The sequence below is a fragment of the Pedobacter jamesrossensis genome, assembly GCF_042650905.1.
Taxonomy (GTDB): domain Bacteria; phylum Bacteroidota; class Bacteroidia; order Sphingobacteriales; family Sphingobacteriaceae; genus Pedobacter; species Pedobacter jamesrossensis.
The window spans coordinates 18,186-32,717 of the sequence record NZ_JBHSBY010000033.1; the positions used below are offsets into that span (position 1 = coordinate 18,186).

Annotated in this window: 12 protein-coding genes; all 12 read left to right on the plus strand. The window is 35.5% G+C overall.

Features of this window, described 5'->3' with window-relative positions; translation table 11 throughout:
- The first annotated feature begins 19 nt into the window (after positions 1-19).
- Positions 20-880: a glycosyltransferase family 2 protein gene (locus tag ACFOUY_RS06705; RefSeq protein ID WP_378959712.1), complete on the plus strand. Its 861-nt coding sequence runs from the start codon at positions 20-22 to the stop codon at positions 878-880.
- 28 nt (positions 881-908) lie between these two features.
- Entirely contained in the window at positions 909-1,946 is a 1,038-nt protein-coding gene (locus ACFOUY_RS06710; protein WP_378959713.1) for a polysaccharide biosynthesis protein, read from the plus strand.
- Positions 1,946-2,368: a WxcM-like domain-containing protein gene (locus tag ACFOUY_RS06715; protein ID WP_378959714.1), complete on the plus strand. Its 423-nt coding sequence runs from the start codon at positions 1,946-1,948 to the stop codon at positions 2,366-2,368. Before ACFOUY_RS06710 ends, ACFOUY_RS06715 begins: the two co-directional genes overlap by 1 nt.
- Positions 2,369-2,377: 9 nt before the next feature.
- The gene (locus ACFOUY_RS06720; protein ID WP_378959715.1) at positions 2,378-3,499 is read left to right on the plus strand and encodes a polysaccharide biosynthesis C-terminal domain-containing protein; all 1,122 of its coding nucleotides are present in this window, start codon (positions 2,378-2,380) and stop codon (positions 3,497-3,499) included.
- 22 nt (positions 3,500-3,521) lie between these two features.
- The gene (gene wecB, locus ACFOUY_RS06725; RefSeq protein WP_378959716.1) at positions 3,522-4,664 is read left to right on the plus strand and encodes a non-hydrolyzing UDP-N-acetylglucosamine 2-epimerase; all 1,143 of its coding nucleotides are present in this window, start codon (positions 3,522-3,524) and stop codon (positions 4,662-4,664) included.
- A gap of 3 nt (positions 4,665-4,667) precedes the next feature.
- Positions 4,668-5,921 (plus strand): glycosyltransferase family 4 protein, encoded by a 1,254-nt coding sequence (locus ACFOUY_RS06730; protein WP_378959717.1) that lies wholly within the window; start codon positions 4,668-4,670, stop codon positions 5,919-5,921.
- On the plus strand, positions 5,918-6,820 hold the full coding sequence (locus ACFOUY_RS06735) for an NAD-dependent epimerase/dehydratase family protein (protein ID WP_378959718.1): 903 nt from the start codon (positions 5,918-5,920) through the stop codon (positions 6,818-6,820). Before ACFOUY_RS06730 ends, ACFOUY_RS06735 begins: the two co-directional genes overlap by 4 nt.
- 60 nt (positions 6,821-6,880) lie before the next feature.
- The gene (locus tag ACFOUY_RS06740; protein WP_378959719.1) at positions 6,881-7,846 is read left to right on the plus strand and encodes an MraY family glycosyltransferase; all 966 of its coding nucleotides are present in this window, start codon (positions 6,881-6,883) and stop codon (positions 7,844-7,846) included.
- A 391-nt stretch (positions 7,847-8,237) separates the two neighbouring features.
- Positions 8,238-10,172, plus strand: a complete 1,935-nt coding sequence (locus ACFOUY_RS06745; RefSeq protein ID WP_378959720.1) for a polysaccharide biosynthesis protein — start codon at positions 8,238-8,240, stop codon at positions 10,170-10,172.
- 17 nt (positions 10,173-10,189) lie between these two features.
- Positions 10,190-10,840 carry a hypothetical protein gene (locus tag ACFOUY_RS06750; protein WP_378959721.1) on the plus strand — a complete coding sequence of 217 codons (651 nt, stop codon included), beginning with the start codon at positions 10,190-10,192 and terminating at the stop codon, positions 10,838-10,840.
- Complete coding sequence (locus ACFOUY_RS06755) at positions 10,837-12,525, plus strand: capsule assembly Wzi family protein (protein WP_378959722.1); 1,689 nt, start codon at positions 10,837-10,839, stop codon at positions 12,523-12,525. The genes ACFOUY_RS06750 and ACFOUY_RS06755 overlap by 4 nt, the downstream gene beginning before the upstream one ends.
- Before the next feature lies 1 nt (position 12,526).
- Entirely contained in the window at positions 12,527-14,218 is a 1,692-nt protein-coding gene (locus ACFOUY_RS06760) for a capsule assembly Wzi family protein (RefSeq protein WP_378959723.1), read from the plus strand.
- Positions 14,219-14,532: the final 314 nt, after the last annotated feature.

A 14,532-nucleotide genomic window follows, 5' to 3' on the forward strand; every position in this document is an offset into this window, starting at 1 on the left:
TATCTTTGCACATCTATTTATGAATCGAAAACCAACTTTTTCAATCTTAACGCCTACATATAATTGTGAAAAGTATATTTTGAGCAGTTGGCAAAACCTATGCTTACAGACTGAAAATAATTGGGAATGGGTCATCGTAAACGACGGCTCAACTGATAATTCTTTAGAGATAATAAATTCCTTAAAGGATGAAAGAATAAAGATACATACATATGATGATAATCGTGGCAGAGGGTTCGCTAGAAATTTGGCTTTATCAAAGGCTTCTGGAGATATCATAGTAATTTGGGACATCGATGATCTATATTTTCCAGATAGACTTCAAAAAATAAAGAATGCATTTTCGGATAAGGATATCGAATATTTTTGCTCGTATGCTTTGATAGTAGATAACCAACTTAAAATAAAAGGAGTAAGGAGATTTTCTTCGGATAATATATTTGATAAAAGTTTTGTTCATCCTACCTTAGCATTCAGGAGTTCTTTATTAGGATCTTTAAAATACGGGGAAGGTGTTGCTGGTGAGGACTTCGGATTAATGGTTTATCTTGACAAAAAATGTAAAGGCTACTTTTGCGAAGAATTCTTGATGCTATATTTAGAGGATAGGGAAATAAATCTCTTCAAAACCCTCCATTTTCACAGAAGTTTTGTTCAATCTAGTAAAAGGCTGATTCGAGAAGATATCTTAACATTTACACCTTTAAGTAAGCTTAGATTTTATGCTACGGCGTATCTTAAGACTATTATCCTCCATATGATGAGAATCAAGCCCAGTTTATATCTCGAAACTGTGAAGTTCAGGCATCTCGAACTTTTAAGCTTTGATGAGCTACCTCAAAATAGAAAAAACTTTATTGATTCTATAAAAGATAGATAGTTGGCTCTTTGAAAATATATATAAAATAATGGAAATACATAAAAAAACACTACTGATTACTGGTGGTACTGGTTCATTCGGTTCGGCCGTATTGAATAGATTCTTAAACACCGATCATTTTAGTGAAATTCGGATTTTTTCTCGAGATGAGAAAAAACAAGATGACATGCGAAACTCGCTTAAGAATGATAAATTGAAATTTTACATAGGAGATGTGCGAGACCTTCATAGTGTAGAAAGAGCAATGCATGGCGTGGATTATGTGTTTCATGCTGCTGCACTAAAACAGGTTCCATCTTGTGAGTTTTTTCCAATAGAAGCTACAAAGACAAATGTTTTTGGAACACAGAACGTAATTTCAGCTGCTATTGCTAATAAAGTCAAAAAAGTTATTTGTTTAAGTACTGATAAAGCAGCTTATCCAATTAATGCCATGGGGATTTCAAAAGCCTTAATGGAAAAAGTTGCTATCGCTGCATCTAGAGATTCTATTGAAACCACAGTATGCTTAACCAGATATGGTAATGTGATGGCTTCAAGAGGCTCCGTAATTCCTTTGTTTTTGAAACAAATTCAAGCTGGTCAGCCGTTAACGATTACAGATCCAAATATGACCAGATTCCTTATGTCGTTGGAAGATGCTGTTGATTTGGTTCTATTTGCCTTTGAGCATGCAAATCCTGGAGATTTATTTGTGAATAAGGCCCCAGCAGGAACAATTCGCGATTTAGCGCAGGCTCTGAAAGAACTGTGTAATGCAGATAATGAAATTAAAATTATCGGTACTCGCCATGGAGAAAAACTATATGAAACGCTTTGCACACGCGAGGAGATGATTAAAGCAGAAGACATGGGCGAATTTTATCGTATACCAGCTGATAACAGAGATCTAAATTATGCGCAATATTTTTCGGAAGGTGAAGAGGAGATTGCTACTATTGAGGATTACCATTCTCACAATACCGAACAACAAGGCGTAGAGGGAATGAAAAAATTATTGTCAGGGCTTCCATTAATAAAAAGAGAGGTTTTTGGAGATTTAACATCTGTTCAATACGCAGGTTAATGGAGATATTGCCACAGATAATTAATGGAGGATGTCATTCTGATAAACGTGGTACTATCTGTTTTCTGAATGATTTTGACATGTCAGCTGTCAAACGTTTTTATATAATAAAACATCCTAGCCTTGAAGTAAAGCGAGGTTGGAGAGCGCATAAAATTGAACAACGATGGTTTTATGTTTTTAAGGGGATTTTCCGAATTAGCACAATTAAAATAGATAATTGGACCAACCCGTCAGAAACGTTGGAAAAAACAATATTCGAATTAAAGGATATTCAAAATCAGGTACTCTATGTGCCAGCTGGTTACGCAACTTGTTTACAAGCGCTCTCACCTGATTCGGAAGTGGTAGTGTTTGCTGATTATGGTTTGGGCAATGCTAAGCTTGATGATTATCTTTTTCCAGTCACACATTTCAGTTAAAATTAAGGAATGAAAATTAAAGTAGGAATTACAGGTCAACACGGCTTTGTGGGAAAGCATTTATATAATACTTTTGGGCTCTTTCCCGATGACTTTGAAAGAATTGACTTCGAAAAGCATTTTTTCGAAGACGATAAAAAACTTGATTTTTTTGTGTCAGAATGCGATACCATTGTGCATTTAGCGGCAGTTAATCGTCATGATAGCGAGCAAGCTCTTTTTGATATTAATATCGGTTTAGCTCAGAAACTCGTAGAATCTTTAAAAAGAACCGAATCAAAAGCTCATGTAATGATTTCTTCTTCTACCCAAGAGGACAGAGGTAATTTATATGGAAAATCAAAGAAAGAAGGTAGAGAAATGTTGGCTAAATGGGCTGAAGAATATGGAGGAAAAATAACTGGCTTGATCATTCCTAATGTTTTTGGTGCTTTCGGAAAACCTTTTTATAATTCTTTCATTGCTACATTCTGTTATCAATTAACTCATGGCGAGATACCATCTATTGCTACAGATGGTGAGGTAAAATTGATTTATGTTCAAGAATTGGTTGACGTGATCATTCATGAAATCAGAAAAGGCAATAGCAAACCAGAATTTGTTGTTGAGCATACTGCAACAAAAAAAGTTTCTGAAGTCTTAGCACTGTTAAATGAATTTAGATCGAAATATTTGGACAGCGGAGAGATCCCTGCGATAAAGGATAGATTTGAGCATAATTTGTTCAATACCTATCGCTCTTATATAAACTATGAAACATATTTTCCAGTAAAATTTACACAACATACAGATGCACGCGGCGCATTTGTAGAAGTTGTTCGCTTAGGAATTGGAGGGCAATGTTCATTTTCAACAACAGTTCCAGGAGTTACAAGGGGGAATCACTACCACACCAGAAAAATTGAACGTTTTGCTGTCATTAAAGGTAAGGCATTAATTCAGTTAAGAAAGATTGGAACAGATGAAGCGCTGAATTTCTATTTGGACGGGAATCAGCCTGCATACGTTGATATGCCTATCTGGTATACACATAATATAAAAAATATCGGTGATGAAGAACTGTATACAAATTTTTGGATCAATGAGTTTTTTGACCCAAATGATGCAGATACCTATTTTGAAGAAGTTTAAGTCATAAATAAAAACACAATCAATGAAAGAGAAATTAAAGGTAATGACGGTCGTTGGTACTAGACCAGAAATTATTAGGTTGGCAAGAGTAATGGCTGCATTAGATGCTTCTGATGCAATAGAACACATCATTGTACACACTGGACAAAACTATGACTATGAGTTGAATCAGATTTTTTTTGATGACCTAGCCATTCGCAAGCCAGATTTTTTTCTAAATGCTGCGGGTAAAACGGCAACGGAAACTGTTGGACAGATATTAATCAAAATAGATCCGTTATTGGAAACTGAACAACCTGATGCTTTTTTAGTTTTGGGCGATACGAATAGTTGTTTATGTGCGATTCCAGCAAAGAAACGTCATATTCCTATCTTTCACATGGAGGCTGGTAATCGTTGCTTTGATCAACGTGTTCCTGAAGAAACTAATAGAAAAATTGTTGATCATGTTTCTGATATTAATTTAACTTATAGCGACATTGCTAGAGAATACCTTCTTAAAGAAGGCCTTCCTGCTGATCGAATCATTAAAACTGGTTCGCCTATGTTTGAGGTGTTAAATCATTATCTGCCATCTATAGAAAACTCGAATGTGTTGGCTAAATTGAAATTAGAAAAACACAAATATTTTGTTGTTTCCTCTCATCGTGAAGAAAACATTAGCAGTGAAAAGAATTTTACTGGGTTAATGGAGAGTTTGAATTTAATAGCTGAAAAATATGGTTATCCAATTATTGTAAGTACGCACCCGCGTACCAAAAATATGATTGAGGCCAAGAAAATAGAGATGAGGCCAGAAGTTCAATTTTTAAAACCGATGGGTTTTAATGACTACAATGCCTTACAAATGCACTCTTTCGCAGTGTTGTCAGATAGTGGTACAATATCAGAAGAGTCATCAACTCTAAACTTTCCAGCACTAAATTTAAGAGATGCTCATGAAAGACCTGAAGCAATGGAAGAAACTTCGGTAATGATGGTAGGGATGAATAAGGAACGTATCATGCAGGCACTTGTTCAATTACAGTATCAGAAAAGAGGAGCAGAAAGGAATTTTAGAAGGGTTGCTGATTATTCAATGCCTAATGTATCTGAAAAAGTGGTAAGAATTATCATTAGTTATGTAGATTATATTAAAAGGGTGGTTTGGAGCGAAGGAATTTAGTATATGAGAAATCAAAGGAAAGTTTTAATACACAGTATTGCATTTAGTCCAGACGGTGTATCTACAGCTTACCTGTATAATGATATTGCCCAGGCTTTTAATCAAGCTGGATACGAGGTGATTGTTTTAACAACTACTCCTCATTATAATGTTGTTAAGGAAAATTTAGCCCAACAGCCTTTAACAAGAAAGGCTTTTGGGCTTTATTACACCAGCATGTTTAATGGTGTAAAAGTGATGCACGTACCTCAGAAAAAGTTCAAATCTACTGCTTTAAGATTGTTAGGTTTTATTTACTGGCACATTGTATCTTTAATTCTGGGTTTAGCTCAGAAAAATTTATCAGCGATTTTATCACCCTCACCTCCTCTAACTATTGGCCTAATAAACTTGATTATTGGAAAAATGAAAGGCGCTAAAGTGCTCTACAATGTCCAGGAAATTTATCCTGATTTTTTGATTGAGCAGGGCGGTTTAAAATCAAAGTTCGTTATTAAACTTTTGAAGTGGCTGGAAAGATTCGTTTATAACAAATCGAGTGCAGTAACAACCATTGATGAAGTGTTTTATAATACCATAGAAGGAAGGTTTACTGATAAAAGCAAACTTCACATTATACCAAATTTTGTTGACACTAGCTTATATAAGCCACTTTCGAAAGCTGAATTATCGTTGGATATTGTTGACTTTAAACCTAACGACAATTTAAAATTAATGTATGCAGGAAACATTGGGCATGCGCAAGATTGGGAGCCATTAATCAAGACTGCAATTTTATTAAAGGATGACAAAGTCGATTTTTATATCATTGGAGAAGGCGTGATGAAGTCGTACTTAATAGATCAGGTTAGGCTCCACAATTTAAGTAAAGTTCATATTTTGCCTTACCAACCTAGAGAATTAATGCCGCAATTATTGGCATTTGCAAATTTACAGTTCATTTTTATGTCGAAAGAGATGGAAGGTCATGGATTTCCTTCCAAGGTTTATACCATAATGGCCTGTGCTAAGCCATTGATCGTATGCTCGGGAGACGGAACCCCTATTATCAATTTTTTAAGTAAACATAAATGTGCAAAGCTGATCACAAATCAAGATTCAAATATTAAAACTGAAATAATAGTTGATTATTTAAAATCAGTGACAAAAGCCGAGTTGGAAGAAATGGGAAATGTTGGGTATGAAGCTGTAAAAACATTGTATAGCAAAGAAGTTGTAGCCAATCAGTATGTTAGTTTAACAAATGCTTTAATATGAATTTAGAAGTTTTGATTACTGGAGCAACAGGTTTTGTTGGAATGAATTTGATCCCATATTTAAACAAACTTAGTATAGGAACGAAGGCTTTAAACCGATCAGACTTATTTCGAGATGTAAAATTTGACAATACAGATGCGATCATTCACCTTGCAGGAAAGGCACATGATATTAAGAAAGCATCAAATCCGGAGGAGTATTATAAAGTCAATTTTGAATTGACCAAAAAATTATACGACGATTTTTTAAAATCTGATGCTAGGAAATTTATATTTATTAGTTCAGTAAAAGCTGCTGCCGATATAGTTGATGGGATACTTTCTGAAGACCAAGTTCCTAATCCTAAGACTGATTACGGCAAATCAAAATTAATGGCAGAAGAATATATTCAAGTTCAGCCATTGCCTGTAGGTAAGTCATACTATATTTTGCGCCCATGCATGATACATGGTCCAGGTAACAAGGGTAATCTTAATTTATTATACAGTTTCATTCAGAAAGGTATACCATACCCCTTAGCCTCTTTCGAAAATAAACGATCTTTTTTGAGTATAGAGAATTTATGCTTTGTTATTGCCAAGATAATAGAAGATGAAATTCCATCAGGTATTTATCACATTGCGGACGATGAATCACTATCTACTAGTGATGTGGTTAGAATATTAGCTGCTTCGCTTGAAAAGAGGCCTAAACTGTGGGCAATTCCTCGTAAATTAATTAGCGGATTGGCTAAAATTGGAGATATACTTAAACTTCCACTTAGTACCGAACGTTTAAATAAGTTAACGGAGAACTATGTAGTAAATAATGATAAAATAAAAAAGGCTTTAAAAACAGAATTGCCAGTATCCAGCCAAGGGGGCTTATCTGCAACAGCAAAATCATTCGGTAATATTTAGTTATTCCAAACCCTAAAGCTAAATAGGAGAAATAATTATCTTTACCAATTAATAATTCTAATGAAACTAATATCAATAGTAGCCATCTTATCAATCCTTTTTATAATAGAACTGATTTATTTTAAGATCGCTGCTTCTTTTAATATAATTGATAAACCCAATGCAAGAAGTTCACACCAAACTATTACATTAAGAGGTGGTGGAATAATATTTTGCTTGTCGGCAATAATTTACTTCACTTTGTATGGATATCAATATCCATACTTTATGTTAGGGCTTCTGGTAATTACTGCCATTAGCTTTATTGATGATGTTCTCACGTTGAACAATAAGATAAGATTAAGTATCCATTTGATTGCTGTGTTGCTGATGTTTTACCAGTGGAGTCTTTTCGACTTAAACTGGTATTGGATTCCAGTTGCATTGATCTTTGTTATTGGAACGATCAATGCCTATAATTTTATGGATGGCATTAACGGGATAACAGGTTCTTATAGTTTTTTGGCTATAGTAACATTATATTTTATTAATGAAAAGATGGTTTCTTTTACATCATCCGACTTTCTAATTATAATCGCTTTATCGTTAATCGTGTTTAATTTTTTCAATTTCCGTAAAAAAGCTAAGTGTTTTGCTGGTGATGTGGGGAGTGTAAGTATTGCCTTCATTATGGTTTTTTTGGTTGGACAATTGATTCTAAAAACTGAAAATTTTAACTACATTTTGCTTTTATTGGTTTATGGATTGGACGCTGTTATTACAATAGTTTTTAGGGTTCTCCGTAAAGAAAATATATTTAAAGCCCATCGGAGCCATTTTTACCAATATCTGGCTAATGAAAAAAAATGGTCTCATTTGGTTGTTTCTGGACTTTACTTTTTTGTACAATTTGTTGTTAATATCCTAATCATTTTATTTATAAAGGATTCTTATATCTTGGCAATAGGCTTAGTGTTATCTTTTGGGTTATTATTCTTATTTGTTCGATTCTCCATGGAGGGGAAAAAGAGATTAATTGGGGAATAATCCTTCGACTCCGCTCATGCTGACAATTCGACTTCGCTCAGAGCGACAATTAAGTACGGACTGTTATTCTTCACTCAACTTAGCGTGAGCTAAAGGTATAGTTTTTGATATTTTTGGTCAGGAAGATTTGCCCTTCGACTTCGCTCAGGGTGACAATTAAGCATATATTGTATTTCCTCAATACACTTTGAGGCAAGAAATAGGTTTTGATATTTTTCGGTCAGAAAGATTTGCCCTTCGACTTCGATCAGGGTGACAGTTATATTCAGTTAAGCATGCTTGTTTCAATCATGGCATCTTAATTGAGTATGCTATGAGGATGTATAGAAATATAAAATTTAGCAGTAAAAATATTATATTTACCTTTACATGAAATAAAGCCTATTGAATCTTGTTTACACAAATTAATATTGTTCCTCGCTGGATTATATTCCTGCTGGACATCATCATCTGTACTTTTTCAATGGTATTTGCCTATAGTTTAAGGCATAACCTAGATTTAACTGCGGTTAACATTCCTGAGCTTGCCAGGAATATATTGATTCTGGGAATTATAAATGTTGCTGTTTTTCTTAATATTAAAACGTACGCTGGCATTATTCGTTACACCAGTGCGCAAGATTCCTTCCGCATTCTTTTCTCTGTAATTATTAGTAATGGTACTTTCTTTATTCTCAATCTGATTTCCATCACATTTTTTAAAGAGTCATTAGTTCCTCATACAATTCTTATCACCAATGGCTTAGCGAGTTTTCTTTTGCTGATCACCTATCGGGTTTTAATTAAATATTTCTTTCTTTATATCAAGAACTTAAAATTAGATAAAAAGAAGGTTATTATTTACGGGGCGGGTGAAGCTGGTTTAGCGACTAAAAGGACTTTTGATCATGATGGAAGCGTAAATAAAAATATAGTTGCCTTTGTGGATGATGATGAGCGAAAGGTTGGAAAGACTATTGACGGCGTAAAAATCTTAGATGCAAAAAAATTAGAGTACCTTATTGAAGAACACGAATTGGACGAAATTATTTTTGCTTCTTATACCATACCAGATGAACGTAAAGATCAAATTATTGATTTGTGCTTAGAGAATGATATTAAGATTTTAAATATCCCGCCACCTGATGTTTGGACCAATGGGAAACTTCAGCCTGCTCAAATTCAAAAATTAAATATTGAAGATTTACTAAACCGCAAATCGATTGATATCAATATTGAGGGTATTGGCGAGATGTTACACCGGAAAAGGATATTGATAACTGGCGCAGCTGGTTCCATTGGTAGCGAAATTGTTCGACAGCTATCTAAATTTGATATTGGATTAATTATTCTTTGTGACCAGGCCGAATCGGCACTACACGAGTTATATCTTGAGTTAGAAGAAAATAATAAGAACAAAAACTTTCATGCTTTTATTGGTGATGTTCGGGATGAGCAAAGAATGGAAGTCTTGTTTGCTACCTACAAACCCCATTATGTATATCATGCTGCAGCCTACAAGCATGTGCCATTAATGGAGGATAATCCCGCTGAAGCGGTAAAAGCAAATGTTTTGGGCACAAAAACTATTGCTGATAAATCTGTTAAATATGGTGTTCAGAAATTTGTAATGATTTCGACAGATAAAGCGGTAAACCCGACCAATGTGATGGGTGCGTCAAAACGTATAGCAGAAATTTATGTTCAATCGCTGAATAATTCTTTAAGTGCAGATAAGCATATTTTTAGTAATGGTTTAAGTTATATAAACGAGTTAGAAGTAAAGCCGATTACTAAGTTTATTACCACTCGTTTTGGAAATGTATTGGGCTCGAATGGTTCGGTAATTCCGAGATTTAAGCAGCAAATCGAAAAGGGCGGTCCTGTTACGGTAACGCATCCTGAAATTACCCGCTATTTTATGACTATACCCGAAGCCTGCAGATTGGTTTTAGAAGCAGGCTGTATGGGTAAAGGTGGAGAGATATTCATTTTTGACATGGGTAAATCTGTAAAGATTGTTGAGCTTGCCAAGAAAATGATTCGTTTGGCGGGATTGGAACCGAATGTTGATGTTAAAATTGAGTTTTCGGGTTTGCGCCCTGGTGAAAAATTGTACGAAGAGCTACTTAATGATAACGAAAATACGATGCCAACCCATCACCAGAAAATTATGATTGGTAAGGTTAGAGAATATATTTTCAATGAAATTGGGGAAGAAATTGCAGACCTTATTCTTTCTGCGAAATCCAATAACGACAGACAAGTTGTTATTAATATGAAAAAGCTGGTTCCAGAATTTAAAAGCAAAAATTCTGTATTCGAAGAACTGGATCAAAAATCATAATCTGCCTAAATTCCAATATGAAAAAACTTATAAGTGCTGCAGTACTTTGCTTTCTATTTGTTTCTTGCTCAAAGGAAGTTAAAGACGAGCAAGAAGTTTACTTTAACGATTTTGAAAGTAAAAACCTTAACAATATCTCTTTAGGAACTATAGAAGGTTATAATGGTACAAATGTTTTGGGGCGTTATAATTCTGGAGGTTTCGATTTACAACTTAGCAATTTGCCTAAACACAAGCTGGTAGAAATATCATTTGATTTATATATACATGATAGCTGGGATGGGAATAAAACAGGGTTTGATGCCGTAGACGGGCCCGATGTCTGGAAATTTTTAGTTGATGGGAACTTGTATATCAATACTACTTTTTCTAATGCTGATTGTGATATTACCGGATTTTGTGAGCCACAATCTTATCCTAAAGATTATCCGAACTTTACTCAAAACCCTAAAACCGGAGCTGCAAATGTAAATTTACCAGGTGTTTGTAATTTAAAAGGCAAAATCGGAGGAACAACTCTTTATAGGATTACTAAAACTATTGAACACTCGAAAGCTGATTTATTGATGCAATGCCGTGATCAGCTTCTTCAAAAAAACACCGCTGATCCAAAATGCGATGAAAGCTGGTCGGTAGATAATTTGCGTGTTAAAGTGATTAGCTTATGAGCAATTTAAAATATTTATATCTTTTCTTTTTTCTATTATTTAAGATTAGTGTACAAGCCCAGTCGTTACCTGTTGGTTCAATTGGTTTAGAGGATTATTACAGAAGAGCGCAGCTTTCAGGCCGATTAGATTCATCAGTATCTTTTACAATAAGGCCATTAGTTCCTACCCTTGCATTTAGCTTAAAAGATAGTTTTTATCCGGATTCGCTAGAAAGCAGGTACAATCTTTTAGATGCTGACCATAGCTGGAAATCGAAAGATGGTAAATTTCGCGGGCAATTATTACCTATGAGTTTTCAAACTCAGGTAAATTCTCATCATCCTTATGGTTGGAATGACGGTGCAATGCTACCTGCGAAGGGCTTTCAAACCTTGATAACTGCAGGGATTTATGCAGAGTATGGGCCGTTAACGATTCAATTTAAGCCAGAAATTGTATTAGCTGCTAACGCTACTTTTGACACTTTTGATAAAGATCATTATGGCGTTATTGTGGCGAGATATTATGATTTTTACAACAATATAGATTTGCCTGCCAGATTTGGTAATGATGGTATAACTAAGGCTTATTGGGGGCAAAGTAGCATCCGTTTAAATTACAAGGCCTTATCTTTTGGTTTATCTACAGAAAATTTGTGGTGGGGTCCAGGCATGCGGAATTCTCTGTTAATGAGCAATACTGCACCAGGCTTTAAACACTTAACCCTTAATACACGAAAACCAATTACAAGTCCGGTTGGATCTTTTGAGGGACAAATTATTGCGGGAAGGTTAGAAAATTCAGGCTATGGTGTTCTTGAGCCTGAAAGGGAGTATTTTAATGAATCTTTATTTGTTCCAAAATACAATAAGTGGCGATACCTTGCAGGTTTAGCCATAACCTGGCAACCTAAATGGGTACCAGGTTTGTTTTTAGGTTTAACCCGGAGTTCGCAAAGTTATGGTGATGGTTTAAATTCGTTTGGTGATTACTTACCTTTCTTTTCATCAAAGAAACAGTCGGCAGCTAGCGAAGCAATCAATAAAAGAGATCAACGTAATTCTTATTTTATGCGCTGGTTATGGCCTGAAGAAAAGGCAGAAGTTTATTTCGAATTCGGTCGGAATAATTATTCAGGAAGTTTAAGTGATTTAGCGCTTGAACCCAATGTTTCCAGGGCTTATATCTTCGGTGTTCGTAAATTATTTCCTTTCGGATTAAGAAAAGATGAAAACTTAATGATTAGCGCTGAAGTTACTCAAATGCAGGAAACTGATATTTCTAAAGTGATGAACCTAGATAGCTGGTACACCAGTAAAAGCATCAGACAAGGCTATACTAATAGAGGAGAAGTTTTGGGTGCGGGTATTGGCCCTGGCGCTAATATGCAATCCGTTGAAGTCAGCTGGATTAAGGGATTTAAGAGATTGGGCTTACAAATAGAACGTTTGGTTCATAATAATGATTTTTATTATTATGCTTATGTAGATTCAAAAGATTATAGAAGGCATTGGACTGATTTAAGCCTGGGTTTAAGTGGTGAATGGAATTACAAAAACTTCATTTTCAATGGAAAGCTTCAGGGTATTCAATCCTTGAATTACCAGTGGTATCTTTTGCAACAACCCGATCAACCTTACATGACGCCTGGCCGGGATGCCTTTAACCTACAATTACAAGCCGGCGTAACTTATCGTTTTTAATATGTTAATAAAAGAAAAGAAGCTGTTTTTGTTTGTATTGTTTTGTGGTTTATCCTTAAACAGTATTGCTCAAACAATAGGTGTTGGCACACCTGTTTTAGAAGATTATTACAGAAGGTTGCAATTATTGGGGAAGCTGGATTCTTCCATTTCGTTTAGTGTAAGACCATTATTTGCTGAAGCTTTACAAAAAGATAATATTTTTGATCCGGACGGTTCGTTGGCTAAGGAATCATTAATAAAGCAATCCACCCCAATAGGCTTTGCCAATGGTAAAGGTGTATTTCAGATTCTTCCATTTAGCTGGCAGCAGCAATTTAATTCACATCATCCTTATGGCTGGAATGATGGAGCTATGGTGCCAGCAAAGGGCTATCAAACAGTATTGAGTGGCGGTTTTTTTGCAAAATTTGGCCCCTTGAGTATTCAGTTAAAACCTGAATTTGTGTATGCTCAAAATGCTTCTTTTGAAAGCTTTGGAAATGACCGAAGCACTGCTGAATTAGGTTCATATTTTGGCAATTATAATTTAATCGATGCACCAGAGCGTTTTGGTAATTCCGCTTATAATAAGTTGTCTTGGGGGCAAAGTAGTATTCGATTAACCTTTGGCCCAGCCTCGTTAGGGCTTTCTAATGAAAATTTATGGTGGGGGCCCGGTGTTCGGAATAGTTTAATGATGAGTAATAACGCGACTGGTTTCAAACATTTAACATTGAATACGGTTAAACCCGTAAAAACTTATATTGGATCATTTGAGGCGCAAATAATTGGTGGTAGACTGGAAGAATCTGGTTTTGCACCATTGTTAGATCAAACTAACTTATGGAATAAACCCCAAAGCGACTGGCGTTATTTAGCCGGATTGAATGTGAACTACCAACCTAAATGGTTGCCAGGTTTATTTTTAGGATTTACCAGGACTTTTATGTCTTATGGAAATGATCTGGATGGTCTTGCAGATTATATTCCATTTTTCATTCCTTTCCAAAAGGCTAAAATAGGTGAAGGAGCGGGTGATGATGGTTCTGCCAGAGATCAGCGAACATCTTTATATGCCCGCTGGTTATTTACAAAGGCAAAGGCAGAGATTTATTTTGAATATGGCTTGAATGATAATTCTTATGATTTCAGAGATTTTATCGGCTCACCAGATCACTCACGCTCTTATTTATTCGGATTAAAAAAATTAGTACCTATAAAGGGTAAAATGGATGAGTTTATCCAGGTCAATGCTGAAGTTACCCAAATGTCGCAAACGATTGATGGCTTACTGCTACGAGGAGCTGGTAGTTTTTATTACCATGGAGAAGTTAGACAAGGTTACACCAATAATGGCGAAGTATTGGGTGCAGGAAATGGAACAGGAGGAAATCTACAATCGATTGATATCAGCTGGGTGAAGGGATTAAAAAAACTTGGATTTGGTTTTGAAAGGCTAGAGCATAATAGAGATTTCTACGATAGTGGGATAGGTAGTGCCAAGGGAGGTAGCCGTAGCTGGGTGGATTTTGCTTTAGCTGCTGACGGTACCTGGAATTATAAAAACTTACTTTTTAATGCAAAGATTCAAGGTGTCAAATCGTTGAATTATCAATGGAGGCAGCAGGATTTTACAGATACGCAGTATTACATTCCGCACAATGATGTGTTTAATTTTCATGGGGAACTGGGGGTAGCGTTTAGGTTTTAATTTAGCTGTAGTCTTGTCCTTCAACTCCGCTATCGTTGACGTTATATAAAAGATGTTTTAAACCATCTAGGCATCTAAGAAAATCTCAGCTGCTCCATGGTCTGTGTGTTCACAGAACATAATCATGCGTACTTCGTGGTTTTGTTTCTTTTGATGTCAAAGAAAAAGGCCCGTTGGGCGAAAATAATAAACCCCCGTCCTACGGACACCCCTCTGAAATAGGGGAATTGTACCTTGCAGAAGTTAAATGTTATTCATATAGATTTGTGAAATAAACTGTTCCTCAGGATGAACGGGTGGTGAGGCTAGGATTA